Origin of the sequence: Streptomyces sp. NPDC058697 (genome assembly GCF_042715345.1) — a bacterium.
GTDB lineage: Bacteria > Actinomycetota > Actinomycetes > Streptomycetales > Streptomycetaceae > Streptomyces > Streptomyces liliifuscus.
The window spans coordinates 287,574-303,693 of record NZ_JBHXSU010000005.1 but is presented as its reverse complement, the minus strand read 5'-3'; the positions used below and the strand labels follow the sequence as shown (position 1 = coordinate 303,693).

Here is a 16,120-nt window from a genome sequence, read left to right as displayed (position 1 = left end):
GTGACCGAAGTACCTGCGCGGACGGGCATGAATGGTGTCGAGATTCCGTGCGAAGCCAGACGTCCCGGGGACCGCGACGCGCGAGCGGCGCACTCCGCGGTCCCCGGTCATGACTACTTCGCGTCGGGCTCGCCGTCGGACTTCTTCAGGTCAGCCTGATCGGCCTTCTTCGGCTCCGCGTCCGCGGACTCGTCGACGGGCTCGTCCGCCGCGTCCTTCTTGCCGAGGTCGATGGGCTTGTCGTCGGAAGCGTCGGCGGGCTCGTCGGTCTCGGTGAGGGAGGAGGCGTCGTCCGGGACGACGGATTCGTCTTCCTTGAGGTCGTGCTCGATGCCGTGAACGAGGCGGTTGTACTCGTCGTCGCTGAGGACCGCGCCGATCGCGTTCTTCGCGAAGAGCAGGTCGACTCCCGGGCCCGCGTCAAGGAGGACCGTGTCCTCGTTGACCTCCTTCACCGTTGCGTACATGCCACCGATCGTGCGGACTCCGGAGCCGGGCTGCATGTCGTTGCGCATCTGCGCAGCCGCATTCTGCTTCTTCTTGGCCGACCGGGTCATCAGGAACATGGCCCCGATGAGCACGATGAACGGGAGGAGGGTCACGAGACTCACGGGACGGAACTTCCTTCATTCGACCGCGATGGTGAGCGGCCTGATGGATGGGGGTATGTACACCGCCGGCAAAGGCGGCATCGGCGGAGTCTAAGCGAGTCCGCCGTCAAGGAACAACGCTCAGCATGGCACCGGGGTTCCTGACCTCGCGAGCCTCCTCGCCGTCACGCCCCGAACAGGTCCTGTTGTCCGTTTCCACCGGTTGACGGCCGGGGCGGGGTGAGGCCGAAATGGGCCCATGCCGCCGGTGTCGCCACCCGCCCGCGGGGCGTACGGGCCAGTAGCCCCTCGCGGACGAGGAAGGGCTCGGCGACCTCCTCCACGGTCTCGCGCTCCTCCCCCACGGCGACGGCGAGCGTGGACAGACCGACCGGGCCGCCGCCGAAGAGCTTGATCAGCGCTTCGAGGACACCGCGGTCCAGGCGGTCGAGGCCTCGGCTGTCCACTTCGTAGACGGCGAGGGCGGCGCCTGCGATCTCGCGCGTGACAAAGCCGTCGGCCTTGACCTGGGCGTAGTCACGGACGCGGCGCAGGAGCCGGTTGGCGATACGGGGTGTGCCACGGGAGCGGCCCGCGATCTCGGCGGCGCCCGCGGTGTCGATCTCGACGTCCAGCAGGTTCGCCGAGCGGTGGATGACGCGCTCCAGCTCCGCGGGCTCGTAGAACTCCATGTGGGCGGTGAAGCCGAAGCGGTCCCGCAGCGGGGGCGGCAGCAGGCCCGCGCGCGTGGTGGCGCCGACGAGCGTGAAGGGCGGCAGTTCGAGCGGGATGGCGGTGGCGCCGGGACCCTTGCCGACAATCACGTCGACGCGGAAGTCCTCCATCGCCATGTAGAGCATCTCCTCGGCGGGCCGCGACATGCGGTGGATCTCGTCGAGGAAGAGGACCTCGCCCTCCTGGAGGGAGGAGAGGATCGCGGCGAGGTCGCCCGCGTGCTGGATGGCGGGGCCGCTGGTGATGCGGATGGGGGCTTCCATCTCGGCGGCGATGATCATCGAGAGGGTGGTCTTGCCGAGGCCGGGGGCGCCGGAGAGCAGGACGTGGTCGGCGGTGGCGCCACGCGCGCGTGCGGCCCGCAGGACGAGGTCGAGCTGCTCGCGGACCTTCTCCTGGCCGATGAACTCGCCGAGGTCCTTGGGACGCAGGGCGGCCTCGACGGCCTGCTCCTCATGATCGGCGGACGCACCGACGAGCCGCTCGGCGGTGCCGTCGTCGGCCGTGTCGTCCCAGTTCATGTGCTGTGCCTCGCGAGGTAGTGGGTCCGGGTCGTACGGGCATGGGGCGGGCGGGGCCGCGCCCCGGAGGGGCGCGGGGAACTGCGCGACCAGCCACAACGGACCCGCAGTTTCACGACCGCCCCTCCTGCGGAGCTCAACGCGCTCTGTTGAGAGTCTGCAGGGCCGCCTTCAGCAGCTGGCCGATCTGCGGCGTCCCTGCCGCCTCGGCCTGCGGCGCCACCGCGGAGACCGCCTCGTCGGCCTCCCGGGTCGCGTACCCGAGGCCGATCAGCGCGGCGTGCAGCTGCTCGCGCCAGCCGGCCGTGACAGCGGTGCCGATGGCCGCGCCGCCGGTGCCGAGGGGCTCGCCGAGGCGGTCCTTGTACTCCAGGAGGAGCTTCTGGGCACCCTTCTTGCCGATGCCGGGCACCGCGACGAGAGCCTTCTCGTCACCGGTGGACACCGCGCGGCGCAGGGCGTCGGGGCTGTGCACCGCGAGCATGGCCTGGGCCAGCCGCGGGCCGACTCCGCTCGCGGTCTGCAGCAGCTCGAAGGTCTGCCGCTCGTCGTCGTCGGCGAAGCCGTACAGCGTCAGCGAGTCCTCCCGTACGACGAGGGAGGTCGCGAGCTTGGCCGGCCGGCCCATGCGGAGTCCGGAGAGCGTGTTCGGCGTGCACTGGACCGCGATGCCGATGCCGCCCACCTCGACCACCGCGGAGTCGGGCGCGAGGGCGGCGACGGGGCCGCTGACGAAGGCGATCATGCGGTACGGCCTTTCGGTGCGTGGGGTGGTGCGTGGTCCGGTGCGTCGGTCACCGCGCGGCTCGGTGCTTTTTGCGAGGCGAGTTTCGACGCGTGCAGGGCGGCGGCCTGCTGGAGCCGGTTCTGCGCGACGGCCTGCTGCAGGCGGTTCTGGGCGGGCGCGCGCCAGATGTGGCAGATCGCGAGGGCCAGGGCGTCCGCCGCGTCGGCGGGCTTCGGGGGTGCGTCGAGCCGGAGCAGCCGGGTGACCATGGCACCGACCTGGGCCTTGTCGGCGCGGCCGTTCCCGGTGACGGCGGCCTTGACCTCGCTCGGCGTGTGCAGGGCCACGGGAATCCCGCGCCGGGCCGCGCACAGCATGGCGACCGCGCTGGCCTGGGCGGTGCCCATCACCGTACGGACGTTGTGCTGGCTGAACACCCGCTCCACCGCGACGAATTCGGGCCGGTGCTCGTCGAGCCACTGCTCGATGCCCTGCTCGATGGCGACGAGGCGCTGCCCCAACTCCGCGTCGGCGGGCGTCCGTACGACACCTACGCCGTGCATGGTCAGGGGCCGGCCCGCGACACCTTCGACCACACCGACGCCGCACCGGGTCAGTCCGGGGTCAACGCCCAGTACCCGCACCCGCCCCCTCCTTCGATATCCCCCAGCCACCGCCGGGAGGTGCCCCCAGTTCGTGCAGGCTATCGGGTGCCACCGACATCGCTCACCAGCGACGCCCGACAAAGCGACGGGCCGACGGAGTCTGTCCCGTCGGCCCGTTGAACCCGTGCGGCTCGTGGCGGCGCTACGCGTCCACCTTCTCCATGACCTCGTCGCTCACGTCGAAGTTGGCGAAGACGTTCTGCACGTCGTCGCTGTCCTCAAGGGCGTCGATGAGCTTGAAGATCTTCCTGGCGCCCTCCTCGTCCAGCTCGACCTGCATGGTCGGGACGAAGTTGGCGTCGGCGGAGTCGTAGTCGATCCCGGCGTCCTGGAGGGCGGTGCGCACCGCGACCAGGTCGGTGGCCTCGGAGATGACCTCGAAGGACTCGCCCAGGTCGTTGACCTCCTCGGCGCCCGCGTCGAGCACGGCACCCAGGACGTCGTCCTCGCCCAGCTCACCCTTGGGGACGATGACGACACCCTTGCGGTTGAAGAGGTACGAGACGGAGCCCGGGTCGGCCATGTTGCCGCCGTTGCGGGTCATGGCGACGCGGACGTCCGAGGCGGCGCGGTTGCGGTTGTCGGTGAGGCACTCGATGAGTACCGCGACACCGTTCGGGCCGTAGCCCTCGTACATGATCGTCTCGTAGTCGGCGCCACCGGCTTCGAGACCGGCGCCGCGCTTGACCGCGGAGTCGATGTTCTTGTTCGGGACCGAGCTCTTCTTGGCCTTCTGGATGGCGTCGAAGAGCGTCGGGTTACCGGCGGGGTCGGCACCGCCGGTTCGGGCGGCGACCTCGATATTCTTGATCATCTTCGCGAAGAGCTTGCCGCGCTTGGCGTCGATCACGGCCTTCTTGTGCTTCGTCGTAGCCCATTTAGAGTGGCCGGACATCTGCCTGTCTCCTTCGCGTAACCCAACTCTTTACGAACCCCAGGAATCCTACTAGGACCCCGGAGCCGGGTTCGCGCGCACCATCTCGACGAACAGGCCGTGCACGCGGTGGTCGCCGGTCAGTTCCGGGTGGAACGACGTGGCGAGCGCGTTGCCCTGACGTACGGCGACGATGTGGCCGTCGTGCTCGGCCAGCACCTCTGTCTCCGCGCCCACGGACTCGACCCAGGGGGCACGGATGAAGACGCCCTCCACAGGATCGCCCTCCACGCCCTTCACGTCGACCGTCGCCTCGAAGGATTCGTTCTGCCGTCCGAAGGCGTTGCGGCGCACGATCATGTCGATGCCGCCGATGGTCTCCTGACCCGAGCGCGGGTCGAGGATCTTGTCGGCGAGCATGATCATGCCCGCGCAGGTGCCGTAGACGGGCAGACCGGCCCGCACGCGCGCGCGGAGGGGTTCCATCAGGCCGAAGAGGACGGCCAGTTTGGAGATGGTGGTGGACTCGCCGCCGGGGATGACGAGTCCGTCGATCTCGGCGAGTTCCTCGGGGCGCCGCACCGCCCTGCCCACGGCGTCCGCCGCGGCCAGGGCGACCAGGTGCTCCCGTACGTCGCCCTGGAGAGCCAGGACACCTACGACAGGTACCTCGGTCATGGGTGGTTACCAGCCGCGGTTCGCGTAGCGCTCGGCCTCGGGGAGGGTGTCGCAGTTGATGCCGACCATGGCCTCGCCGAGGTTGCGGGACGCCTCCGCGATGATCTTCGGGTCGTCGTAGAAGGTGGTGGCCTTCACGATGGCGGCGGCGCGCTTGGCCGGGTCGCCCGACTTGAAGATGCCGGAGCCGACGAAGACGCCCTCCGCGCCGAGCTGGCGCATCAGCGCGGCGTCGGCCGGGGTGGCCACACCACCGGCGGAGAACAGGACGACCGGGAGCTTGCCGAGCTCGGCGACCTCCTTGACGATCTCGTACGGGGCGCGCAGTTCCTTGGCGGCGGCGTACAGCTCGTTGTTGTCGTAGCCGCGGAGCTTGGCGATCTCGTTCTTGATCTGGCGCAGGTGGCGGACCGCCTCGACGACGTTGCCGGTGCCGGCCTCGCCCTTGGAGCGGATCATGGCGGCGCCCTCGGCTATGCGGCGCAGGGCCTCGCCCAGGTTGGTGGCGCCACAGACGAAGGGCGTCGTGAAGGCCCACTTGTCGGAGTGGTTGACCTCGTCGGCGGGGGTGAGGACCTCGGACTCGTCGATGTAGTCGACACCGAGGGACTGCAGGACCTGGGCCTCCACGAAGTGGCCGATACGCGACTTGGCCATCACCGGGATGGAGACGGCCTCGATGATGCCCTCGATCATGTCGGGGTCGGACATGCGCGCCACGCCGCCGTCCTTGCGGATGTCGGCGGGCACCCGCTCCAGGGCCATGACGGCCACGGCGCCCGCGTCCTCGGCGATCTTCGCCTGCTCCGGCGTGACGACGTCCATGATCACGCCGCCCTTGAGCTGCTCGGCCATGCCGCGCTTCACGCGCGCGGTGCCGGTGGCAGGGGTTTCGGTGGGCTGGGCGGGAGTGGAGAGCGTGCTGGACAAGGGTTGACCTCACTCGGTGAAAGAGGGCTTCTGCAGACACCGAGGAAACGCTTGAGGACCAGGCCACTGCAAGGGCCAATGGGGAGGCGGTGGCTCATTTTCCCGCCCCTCCGGGCGCGTTTCCCGTGGTCAAGCCGGGCGGTCGGGGCTGTGACCAGGGATGTCGTGTGCTGTGATCAGGAACGTCGTGTGCTGTGCCCCACGGCGCCGGATCCTGTGGCCGGAAGCCTTCCCGGGGTCCACGCGCGCGTGGGCTACGTTCCCGGGCGGTCCGCGAGGGCGACCGGAGCCTCGTCGTCCATCTCGAAGGCCAGCGGGAACGGCGCGTGGCCGGCCAGCCGGAACCAGCGCACCTTGCGGTGGCGGCGCAGGGCGCGGGCCGCTCGTACGGCGTCGTTGTGGAAGCGCCGGGCCATCGGCACCCGCCGGACCGCCTGGGCGAGTTCACGTGCCGCGTCCTCGCCGCCGGGTACCGCCTGCACCGCCTCGACCTGCTGGACCTCTCCGAAGACGGCCCGCAGCGCCTGGCTGAGGTCGCTCTCGGCGACCTCCCTGTTGTCCTCCTCGGCCTGGCGGGCCGCGTGCGCCGCTTCGTAGAGCACGATCGAGGCGGCCGGGTCGAGCACTCCGGAGGTGGCCAGTTCCTGTGCCACCGACGCCCTCCGGAGCAACTGTGCGTCGAGCGCGGCCCGCGCCGCGTCGATCCGCGAGTGCAGCCGGTCGAGACGGCCCGCGGTCCAGCTCAGGTAGAGGCCGATCGCCACGAGGGCGACCACGATCCAGATCAGTGTGGAGGTCACGGGCGCACACGCTACCGGTGCGCCCCGGGCCACCCGCCCCGGCCTGGCCCCGCACGACGATCAGCGACCGAGCCACGATGAGGCGCCGGGGGCCGCTACACCCACACACCAGCGAGGCTGCACATCGACACCCCCGCATCGCCGCACGTCCGCGCGGCCCCACCACCACACCGCCTCACACCCGCACGGCCTCACACCCGCACCGCCGCACCGCCTCACACCCGCACCGCCGCACGGCCTCACCACCGCACGGCCTCACCACCGCACCGCCACACGGCCTCACCACCGCACCGCCGCACCGCCACACGGGTCTCACCGCCGCACCAGCACAGCCACCCCGGTGACCCGCCGTCAGATCCGGTCGCCGCTGCGGCGACCCCGCATCGGCCGGGACGCGGTCGCGACACTTCGGCTTCGTCCTGAACGCCGCTCAGCACTCCCGCCGCCGCACCCGGCCACCACCGCGGCGCTCCACAGGCTGCCCGCCCGGACACCGAGCGCGGGGGCCACCGCGCCGCGGCGGTGCTCTCGCTGGGGCGCCGGGACGGAACGGGCCACCTCCCCCGGGACGCGGAGTGCCCGGCCCGGCCCCTCCGTCACCCGCGGCGGCGCCGCCTCACGCGGAGCGCCTCCGCGAGCGTCAGGCGGTCAGCTGTCCTGCGGCGCCGGCCCCCGGGCCCACCTCATGCGCAGCGCTCACGACCGTGAACCGCATGGCGCAGATGTCTTCCGGTACGGCCTCGACTCGGCACCCGAGCCGCTCCTCGATGATCCGCGCGACCGCGAAGAGCCGGATGCGCTCCTCCGGGGTGTGCGCCGGAAAGACGGCCCAGCCCTGGCGGGTCAGCTGCGCGCCGATCTCGGTGGCGAAGACCGAGCGGCTGCGGAGCTCCTCCTCGGCCGTCAGAGGGGTCCTGGCGGCCTCCTGGGGCACCTCCTGGACATCGCGTACCTCCCACCGGGCATCGCGTACCTCCCGCACCAGCTGGATCCCCCTCCCCCGGTCCCGCCTCAGTCCCGGACCAGGCCGAGCCGGGCCAGCAGTCCGCCCGGCTCGTGGGGCTCGTCGGCGGCGACCGCGGCGGCGCCGTCGGTGACCGTCTCGTACACGGACAGGATGTCCGCGCCGACCGTCGACCAGTCGAAGCGCCGCACATGCGCGCTCCCCCGTTCACGCAGCTCCGCGCGGCGCGCCGGGTCGCCGAGCAGCCGTACCGCGGAGGCGGCCAGCGCGTCGGCGTCCTCGTTGGCGAACAGCTCGCCCGCCGCGCCCTGGTCGAGGACCTGCGCGAACGCGTCGAGGTCGGAGGCGAGCACGGGCGCGCCCGCCGACATGGCCTCGACGAGGATGATCCCGAAGCTCTCGCCGCCGGTGTTGGGCGCGACGTACAGATCGACGCTGCGCAGGAACCGCGCCTTGTCGTCGTCGCTCACCATGCCGAGGAACTCGACGCGCGACCGCAGCTCCGCGGGGAGCTTCTCGACGGCCTCCTCCTCGTCACCGCGCCCGGCGACCAGGAGCCGGGTCCCCGGCCGCTCGGCGAGGATCTTCGGCAGCGCCTTCATGAGGACCGGCAGGCCCTTGCGGGGCTCGTCGATACGCCCTATGAAGCCGATCGTCTCCCCCTGCCACTCGGGCTTGGGCTCCGCCTTGGCGAAGAAGTCCACGTCGACGCCGTTCGGGATGACGACGGCGTCACCGCCCAGGTGCTCGACGAGGGTGCGCCGCGCGTACTCGCTCACCGCGATGCGCGCGCTGATCTTCTCCAGGGCGGGCTGCAGGATCGGGTACGCGGCGATCATCGCCCGGGACCGCGGGTTCGACGTGTGGAAGGTGGCGACGATCGGCCCCTGCGCGGCCCAGCAGGAGAGCAGGCCGAGGGACGGTGAGGCCGGCTCGTGGATGTGGATCACGTCGAACGTGCCGTCGTGCAGCCAGCGCCGCACCCGCGCGGCGGACAGGAACCCGAAGTTGAGGCGCGCGACAGAGCCGTTGTACGGCACCGGGACGGCACGGCCCGCCGAGACGACGTACGGCGGAAGGGGGGTGTCGTCGTCGGCCGGAGCGAGGACGGACACGTCGTGTCCGAGGCCGATGAGGTGGTCAGCCAGATCGCGGATGTGGAACTGGACTCCCCCGGGCACGTCCCAGGAGTACGGACAGACGATGCCGATTCTCACGGCTGTTCCCCCTCGGCCGGCCCGGAGCGGGGCTCCAGGTCGGCGAGCCACAAGCGCTGCAGCATGTGCCAGTCCTCCGGATGGTCGGCGATACCCGTGGCGAAGGCGTCGGCCAGCGCCTGCGTCATGACAGACGTCTTCTCGGCCCGGCTACCTGACTCGGGGACGTCGACGGGCGGATGGACCCGGCCCCGCATCACGGGCGAGTCGTCGTACCAGAGCGTCACCGGCAGCAGCAGCGCACCGGTCTGCTGGGCGAGCAGCGCCGGGCCCGCGGGCATCCGGGTGGCGTCTCCGAAGAACTTGACCTCGACCCCGGAGGCGGACAGATCGCGCTCGGCGACCAGGCAGACGAGGCCGCCGTCGCGCAGCCGCCGGGCCAGCGTGCCGAACGCGGTGCCGCCGCTGTGCGGCAGGACCTCCATGCCGAGGCTCTCGCGGTAGGCGACGAACCGGTCGTACAGCTTCGCCGGCTCCAGCCGCTCGGCGACCGTCGTGAACGGCGTCTCCAGCTTGGTGGTGACCCAGGCGCCGGCGAGGTCCCAGTTGGCCAGGTGCGGCAGCGCGAGGATGACGCCCTTGCCCGAGGCGAGCCCGTCGGTGAGGTGGTGGACGTCCTTCACGTCGAAGCCGTCCCTGATGCGCTCCCTGCTCCAGGCGGGCAGCCGGAAGGACTCCATCCAGTAGCGCAGGTACGAGCGCATGCCCGCCCTGGAGAGTTCGGTGAGCCGCTCCGGGCTCGCGTCGGGCAGCACGCGCGCGTAGTTGGATTCGAGGCGCCGTACGCCCTTGCCGCGCCGCTTCCAGGCGATGTCGGCGATGGTCCGGCCCAGGCGTACGGCGACGGGCTCGGGGAGCTTCTTGACGGCTCCCCAGCCCGCCGCGTACGCCGCGTACGTCAGCTGGCCCTTCAGACCGCTCACGGTGTGGCCTCACTGCTCTGCGAGGCGTTGTCCGGCGAGGCGGTGGCGGAGGGCGAGGTGTCGTCGGCCGCGGCATCGGCCTCGGCGGACTCCCGGCGTACGGTGACGACGCGCTGGATCAGCGTGACGACACTGCCGACGGCGACGATCCACAGCGCGATGGGCAGCAGGATCTCGATACCGGGCACGCCGAAGGTCTTGTGGAAGCCCGCGAGCCCCGCCGCGACCAGCGAGATCACCAGGCGCTCGGCGCGCTCGACGAGGCCGTTGACGGCGACGGGCAGCCCGATCGACTCGCCGCGGGCCTTGGTGTACGACACCACCTGACCGCTGGCCAGGCAGAAGATCGAGACGGCGCACAGGACGTTGTCGTCGCCACCGCCCGCGTACCAGAGCGCGAATCCGCCGAAGATCGCGCTGTCGGCGACCCGGTCGAGCGTCGAGTCGAGGAAGGCTCCCCAGCGGCTGGAGCGGCCCAGCTGGCGGGCCATGTTGCCGTCGACGAGGTCCGAGAACACGAACAGCGTGATGACGATCGTGCCCCAGAAGAGTTCCCCCCTGGGGTAGAAGACCAGTGCGCCCGCCATCACTCCGGCCGTGCCCAGGAGGGTGACCGTGTCGGGGCTTACCCCCCGGCGGATGAGAAACGCGGCGAACGGTGTGAGGACACGCGTGAAGAATGCACGCGCGTACTTGTTCAGCATGGCCTTCCCGAGGGTCGGTGTGGCCGCGCGGCCCCTGCTGGCCGCCGGCTGGCCCATCGTAGCCACGCGTGCGCTTGTGCGACGGTCGGGCACCCGCGCCCCGGGTCACGTCCTGATGACATCCGTGGGACGGCGCGATCGCGTCCGTTGTATGGACGCACCGTGACGCGAGTGCAAAGCTCGAAGACACCGCGGGCGTCATCGGAGCCGCCACCGCACGCGGCGCCGCGCGTCCGCGCCCACAGTGACCTCACCGTGCACGGGAGGCAAGGCCATGGGCGACAAGGCGAATGCACACCCCGGAGCCGCCGGCAGGGCTACGGCGGCCGACCACCCCGCGTCCGTACGGAATGTGGTGCTGGTCGGCCACTCCGGATCGGGCAAGACGACTCTGGTGGAGGCTCTCGCGCTGACGGCGGGAGCGGTGAACAGGGCGGGCCGTGTGGAGGACGGCGGCACCGTCTCCGACTACGACGAGATCGAGCACCGGCAGCAACGCTCGGTACAGCTCTCCCTGGTACCCGTCGACTGGGACGGATACAAGATCAATATTCTCGACACACCCGGATACGCCGATTTCGTCGGCGAGTTGAGGGCCGGTCTGCGAGCGGCGGACGCGGCCCTTTTCGTCGTCTCGGCCTCGGACGGGGTGGACGGCTCGACGCGCATGGTGTGGGAGGAGTGCGCGGCGGTCGGGATGCCGCGGGCCATCGTGATCACGCACCTGGAGTCGGCCCGGGCGGACTTCGACGACATGACACGGACCTGCGCGGAGGCCTTCGGGGCCGACGACCCCGACGCCGTACTGCCGCTGTACCTGCCGCTGCACGGCCCGCAGGGTCCCGACGGGCACGCGCCCGTGACCGGGCTGATCGGGCTGCTGTCGCAGCGGTTGTTCGACTACGCCTCCGGGGAGCGCAAGGAGTCCGAGCCGGGCCCCGAGCAGCTGCCGCTCATCGAGGAGGCCCGCAACCGGCTGATCGAGGGGATCATCGCCGAGAGCGAGGACGAGACCCTCATGGACCGCTATCTCGGCGGCGAGGAACTCGACTTCAAGACACTTGTGCAGGACCTGGAACGGGCCGTCGCGCGCGGGATCTTCTTCCCGGTGCTGGCCGCCGCGCCCGCCGCCGAGGGCGCCAAACAGGGGCTCGGCACGGTGGAGCTCCTTGAACTGATCACCGGCGGCTTCCCGACCCCGCTGGAGCGCGAGGCGCCGACGGTCACCACTCCGGACGGCAGGGCCCGCCAGGTGAAGGCCTGCGACCCGGACGGGCCGCTGGTCGCCGAGGTCGTGAAGACCGCGTCCGACCCGTACGTCGGCCGGGTGTCGATGGTGCGCGTGTTCTCCGGGACCCTGCGCCCCGACGAGACGGTGCACGTCTCCGGACACGGGCTCGCCGACCGCGGCCACGAGGACCACGACGTCGACGAGCGCATCGGCGCCCTGTCCGCACCGTTCGGCAAGCAGCAGCGCGCCCTCACGCACGCCATCGCGGGCGACCTCGCCTGCGTGGCCAAGCTGAGTCGCGCCGAGACCGGCGACACGCTCTCCTCCAAGGACGACCCGCTGCTCATGGAGCCGTGGGAGATGCCCGACCCGCTGCTGCCCCTCGCCATCCAGGCACACAGCAAGGCGGACGAGGACAAGCTGTCGCAGGGCCTGGGCCGGCTGGTCGCCGAGGACCCGACAATGCGGCTGGAACAGAACCAGGACACCCATCAGGTCGTCCTGTGGTGTCTGGGCGAGGCCCACGCGGACGTGGCCCTGGAGCGGCTGCGCAGCCGCTACGGCGTCCAGGTCGATGTCGTACCGCACAAGGTCTCCCTGCGGGAGACGTTCGCCGACAGGTCGGCCGGGCGCGGCCGTCATGTGAAGCAGTCGGGCGGGCACGGGCAGTACGCGATCTGCGCGATCGAGGTGGAGCCGCTGCCCGGAGGCTCCGGCATCGAGTTCGTCGACAAGGTCGTCGGCGGGGCCGTGCCACGGCAGTTCATCCCGTCGGTCGAGAAGGGCGTGCGCGCGCAGGCCGCCAGGGGCGTGGCCGCGGGCTATGCGCTGATCGACATCCGGATCACCTTGCTCGACGGCAAGGCGCATTCGGTGGACTCCTCGGACGCCGCGTTCCAGACCGCCGGGGCGCTCGCCCTGCGGGAGGCCGCGGTCGACGCCCGGATCCATCTCCTGGAGCCGGTCGCCGAGGTGACGGTCCTGGTCGGCGACGAGTACGTGGGCGCCGTGATGAGCGATCTGTCGGGGCGGCGCGGTCGCGTCGTCGGCACCGAGCAGGCCGGCGGCAACCGCACGCTCGTACGGGCCGAGGTCCCCGAGATCGAGATCGGGCGGTACGGGGTCGACCTGCGCTCCCTCTCGCACGGCACCGCGCGCTTCAACCGCGCGTACGCCCGACACGAGCCGATGCCCGCACAGTTGGCGGAGAAGATCCGCGAACAGGCGCAGGGAAATCCCTAGTTGAAACACCGGTCCATCACCCCTGCGGGTCGGCGGGCAGCTTGTGCTGTCCGCCGACGGATGTCGGTCCCGGCGGATACTCTGAGAACCTGATCAAGACGATGACCTGATCAACAGGTGTGCGGAGCACGGAAGTCGGGAAAAGCCGCAGCAGCGGAGCACGGCGGCGATGGGGGCGGCAGTGGCGGACGAGGGATTCGATTTCAGGCCCGGGGCACAGGTCCCGCTCTCGGGTGCCGCAGGCCAGACGGCGGCGACCTTCGCCCTGGCCTCGGCGGCGTACCGGGACAACGAGGTCGGGGAGATCCTCAAGGCCAACAACGAATGGCACAAGTCGACGGTCAAGGCGGGCAAGCTCAAGCTCTTCGTGCCCAATCTGGGCGAGGCGTTCTCGCGGGCCGTGCACGACCGGATGCTCGGCAGTGGCCGCGGCGCGCTCATCCAGTCGTTCGGCACCGAACCGCAGGTCGTCGTCGAGCACTGCCTGGCGGCGAACCGCATCCGCAGGGAGCGCGACAACTGGCTGACGGCGGTGACGGTGCTGTGCGGGCTGATCTTCCTGCCCGGGCTCATCGCCTGGCTGCTGGTCTTCCAGATCCGCACGATGATCGCCAAGCGTGAGGACAAGCGTGCCTCCGCCCTCGCCACCACCCTCCTCATCGCCTTCGGCGCGCTCGCCGTGATCTTCCTGCTCCGGCTGCCGTTCGGCGGCTTCTGGGCCTGGTACGCACGCGCGGCGATCGTCATGCCGGTCGTCGGCTGGTTCTGGGCCCAGCAGATCTGCGAGCGCACGGCCAAGGACCTGCGCGCCCGCTGGGAGGGCCTCCTTTCCGGCGGCGGCGTGGGGGCCAAGATCCCCGAGGCGGTGCCCGGCAGCCCCGGCGAGACGGCCGCGGAGTCGCTGCGCCAGAACCTGGCCAAGCTGAGCGCCGAGCAGCAGTCCAACTCCGTCTTCTACGCGGGCCCCAAGGGCATACTCGGCATGGGCACACGCTGGGGCAGCTGGCAGCTCGCCGAGGATCTGGTGCCGCTCGACGAGAGCAAGGAGATCCACCCCTTCCGCAGCTGGGACGTCATCCGGTCGATCCACGACCAGCTGCGCATGCTGGAGCGCGGCCCGCTCAACACCGGCGGCTTCCCGCGCCCCTCGATAAAGCACTGGGTGGTCACCCCTATCGGGGAGAACGCGGGTTCGGTGTCCCGGCCCGGCGGTACGGACGTGGACGCGTACCAGGTGAAGAACCACGCCATCCAGGACATCTGCAACAAGCAGCAGTTCGGCAGCGGCGACCGGCACTACCTCGGGATCCAGTGGACGCTCTGGGACGGCCAGTTGGTCATCACCATGCTGATCACGGTGACCGTGCTGCACGAGACCCTGCGCATCGAGGTCACCGGCCACGCGCTCGGACCCGTGCACCCGCTGTTCACGACCAAGCCCTCGGCGAAGACGAAGCAGATCGCGAAGTCCTTCAAGCCCTGGGAGACCCGCTCGAAGAAGCTGCCGCTCGTCGAGACCGACGAGGTGGTGCGTCTCGCGGTGCGCGCCCCGATCACCTGGTACCCGCCGCTGCTCAACTGGCTCGGCGGCAGCCTGGCGCTCCCGGAGCCGTTCGGTCTGCGGCACGCGTGGGCCGATCAGCCCTGGCGGCACCGCTTCATGGCCGACGACGCACTGCGGGCCGCCACGCCCGTCCTTCGCGTGGTGCACGCGGCGTCCATCAAGGTCCTCAAGGAGAACGGCGTCAACACGGAGAAGTTCGGCAACCGCTCGTCGTTCCTGAGCACGGCGATCCAGGACGCGTCGCCGAGGAAGGCAGACGTCTACGACGCGTAAGCGCCCCTTCAGGGGCGCGGGGAACTGCGCGACCAGCCACAACGGACCAGCGGAGTACGACCGGACCGTCGCGGAGGCATCAGGCCGAAGGCCAGGCCTCCGCGAGCATCTTCCTCGTGTCCGCCAGCAGTTGGGGCAGCACCCGCGTGTGCCCGACCACCGGCATGAAGTTGGTGTCGCCACCCCAGCGGGGCACGATGTGCTGGTGCAGGTGCGCGGCGATACCGGCGCCCGCGACCGAGCCCTGGTTCATCCCGATGTTGAACCCGTGCGCGCCGGACGCGGCCCGCAGCGCGGTCATCGCCTGCTTCGTCAGTTCGCCGAGCTCGGCGGTCTCCGGGACGGTCAGGTCGGTGTAGTCCGCGACGTGCCGGTAGGGCACGACCATGAGGTGCCCGCCGTTGTACGGGTACAGGTTGAGCACCGCGTAGACCTGCTCGCCGCGCTTGATGACGAGCCCGTCCTCGTCGGACTTGGCCGGGATCGAGCAGAAGGGGCAGCCGTCGTCGGCCCCGGGACCGGTCGGCTTGTTCTCGCCCTGGATGTACGCCATCCGGTGGGGCGTCCACAGGCGCTGGAACGCGTCCTGTGTGCCGACTCCGATCTGCTGCTCCGGCTCACTCGTCATGTGATGCAGCATATGGCTTCGCCCGTTCGCGGCGTGTCGCCGGGTACCAGGTGGAAGGGCCTCCGGCCAAGCTGAGCCGATGGACGACGACAGCCGCACGGCCCGCTGGGAACACCGCGCCGAGGTCCCGCTCGCCGTGGCCTCCGTGCTGTTCCTGACCGCGTACGCGATCCATGTCCTCGCCCACGGTCTGCCCGAGGCATGGCGGGACGTGTGTCTCGCGGTGACCCTGGCGAGCTGGGCGGTGTTCGCCGTCGACTACGCCGCCCGCTGGCGGCTGAGCGGCCAGGGCCACCGCTTCGTACGGACGCACTGGCTGGACACGGTCGTCCTGGCCCTGCCCCTGCTGCGCCCCCTGCGCGTGGTCAGGGTCTACGAGGCCGTCCAGCGCCGGCAGGGACGCCCGCGGCTGTCTCTGCACGCGCGCGTGATCACGTACGCGGGCATGTCGGTGGCCCTGCTCGGATTCGCGGGCGCGCTCGCCGTGTACCAGCAGGAGCACGCGGCGCCGGGCGCGACGATCCGTACCTTCGGCGACGCGGTGTGGTGGACCTGCGCCACCCTCGCGACCGTGGGATACGGCGACGTGACTCCCGTGACGGCCGCCGGACGCGTGATCGCGGTGGGTCTGATGGCCTGCGGGCTGGCGCTGCTCGGCGCGGTGACGGGGTCGTTCTCGGCGTGGCTGCTGCAGGTGTTCTCCAGCGAGGACGAGCGCCAGGCAGCAGCGCCCGTGCCGTACGAGCGCCCGGCGGCGGCCCCCGTGCAGCACGACGAGAGGCCCCCGGAAAGCTGAGCTCTCCGGGGGCCTCCGGGCGCCGTCGGGACCGTACGGCCTGGCGCTCGCGTGCGGG

Annotated in this window: 16 protein-coding genes; 3 read left to right on the top strand and 13 right to left on the bottom strand. The window is 70.9% G+C overall.

Annotated features, from left to right (window positions below; all coding sequences use genetic code 11):
• Positions 1-113: 113 nt before the first annotated feature.
• The 12 genes from yajC to pgsA all read right to left on the bottom strand — a co-directional run bounded on the left by yajC (position 114) and on the right by pgsA (position 10,385).
• Positions 114-611, bottom strand: coding sequence for a preprotein translocase subunit YajC (gene yajC / locus ACFWXQ_RS15000; protein ID WP_383947524.1), 498 nt, complete (start codon positions 609-611; stop codon positions 114-116).
• A 164-nt stretch (positions 612-775) separates the two neighbouring features.
• Entirely contained in the window at positions 776-1,846 is a 1,071-nt protein-coding gene (gene ruvB, locus ACFWXQ_RS14995) for a Holliday junction branch migration DNA helicase RuvB (protein ID WP_383947526.1), read from the bottom strand.
• A 136-nt stretch (positions 1,847-1,982) separates the two neighbouring features.
• Positions 1,983-2,591, bottom strand: a complete 609-nt coding sequence (gene ruvA, locus ACFWXQ_RS14990; protein ID WP_383947529.1) for a Holliday junction branch migration protein RuvA — start codon at positions 2,589-2,591, stop codon at positions 1,983-1,985.
• A complete protein-coding gene (gene ruvC, locus ACFWXQ_RS14985) occupies positions 2,588-3,217 on the bottom strand; it encodes a crossover junction endodeoxyribonuclease RuvC (protein ID WP_383947532.1) in 630 nt (209 codons plus the stop codon). The genes ruvA and ruvC overlap by 4 nt, the downstream gene beginning before the upstream one ends.
• A 163-nt stretch (positions 3,218-3,380) precedes the next feature.
• The gene (locus ACFWXQ_RS14980; protein WP_055614442.1) at positions 3,381-4,133 is read right to left on the bottom strand and encodes a YebC/PmpR family DNA-binding transcriptional regulator; all 753 of its coding nucleotides are present in this window, start codon (positions 4,131-4,133) and stop codon (positions 3,381-3,383) included.
• A 51-nt stretch (positions 4,134-4,184) separates the two neighbouring features.
• Positions 4,185-4,790, bottom strand: a complete 606-nt coding sequence (pdxT, locus tag ACFWXQ_RS14975) for a pyridoxal 5'-phosphate synthase glutaminase subunit PdxT (RefSeq protein ID WP_383947535.1) — start codon at positions 4,788-4,790, stop codon at positions 4,185-4,187.
• Between the two features lie 6 nt (positions 4,791-4,796).
• Positions 4,797-5,720, bottom strand: coding sequence for a pyridoxal 5'-phosphate synthase lyase subunit PdxS (gene pdxS, locus ACFWXQ_RS14970; protein WP_383947537.1), 924 nt, complete (start codon positions 5,718-5,720; stop codon positions 4,797-4,799).
• A 254-nt stretch (positions 5,721-5,974) separates the two neighbouring features.
• A complete protein-coding gene (locus ACFWXQ_RS14965; protein WP_200399489.1) occupies positions 5,975-6,520 on the bottom strand; it encodes a hypothetical protein in 546 nt (181 codons plus the stop codon).
• Positions 6,521-7,160: 640 nt separating this feature from the next.
• The gene (locus ACFWXQ_RS14960; protein WP_383947540.1) at positions 7,161-7,502 is read right to left on the bottom strand and encodes a hypothetical protein; all 342 of its coding nucleotides are present in this window, start codon (positions 7,500-7,502) and stop codon (positions 7,161-7,163) included.
• A gap of 29 nt (positions 7,503-7,531) precedes the next feature.
• Complete coding sequence (locus ACFWXQ_RS14955; RefSeq protein WP_383947543.1) at positions 7,532-8,701, bottom strand: glycosyltransferase family 4 protein; 1,170 nt, start codon at positions 8,699-8,701, stop codon at positions 7,532-7,534.
• Positions 8,698-9,624: a phosphatidylinositol mannoside acyltransferase gene (locus ACFWXQ_RS14950; protein WP_384092574.1), complete on the bottom strand. Its 927-nt coding sequence runs from the start codon at positions 9,622-9,624 to the stop codon at positions 8,698-8,700. Before ACFWXQ_RS14950 ends, ACFWXQ_RS14955 begins: the two co-directional genes overlap by 4 nt.
• The gene (gene pgsA, locus ACFWXQ_RS14945) at positions 9,621-10,385 is read right to left on the bottom strand and encodes a phosphatidylinositol phosphate synthase (RefSeq protein ID WP_383947562.1); all 765 of its coding nucleotides are present in this window, start codon (positions 10,383-10,385) and stop codon (positions 9,621-9,623) included. The genes ACFWXQ_RS14950 and pgsA overlap by 4 nt, the downstream gene beginning before the upstream one ends.
• 217 nt (positions 10,386-10,602) lie before the next feature.
• Here pgsA and ACFWXQ_RS14940 point away from each other — a divergent pair, with 217 nt between their 5' ends.
• Positions 10,603-12,801, top strand: coding sequence for an elongation factor G-like protein EF-G2 (locus ACFWXQ_RS14940; protein WP_383947546.1), 2,199 nt, complete (start codon positions 10,603-10,605; stop codon positions 12,799-12,801).
• A gap of 169 nt (positions 12,802-12,970) precedes the next feature.
• On the top strand, positions 12,971-14,638 hold the full coding sequence (locus ACFWXQ_RS14935) for a hypothetical protein (protein WP_200399484.1): 1,668 nt from the start codon (positions 12,971-12,973) through the stop codon (positions 14,636-14,638).
• A gap of 79 nt (positions 14,639-14,717) precedes the next feature.
• Here the strand turns inward: ACFWXQ_RS14935 and ACFWXQ_RS14930 are convergent, their stop codons facing one another.
• Complete coding sequence (locus tag ACFWXQ_RS14930; RefSeq protein ID WP_383947548.1) at positions 14,718-15,278, bottom strand: HIT family protein; 561 nt, start codon at positions 15,276-15,278, stop codon at positions 14,718-14,720.
• Positions 15,279-15,345: 67 nt separating this feature from the next.
• Here ACFWXQ_RS14930 and ACFWXQ_RS14925 point away from each other — a divergent pair, with 67 nt between their 5' ends.
• Complete coding sequence (locus ACFWXQ_RS14925; RefSeq protein WP_383947551.1) at positions 15,346-16,062, top strand: potassium channel family protein; 717 nt, start codon at positions 15,346-15,348, stop codon at positions 16,060-16,062.
• Positions 16,063-16,120: the final 58 nt, after the last annotated feature.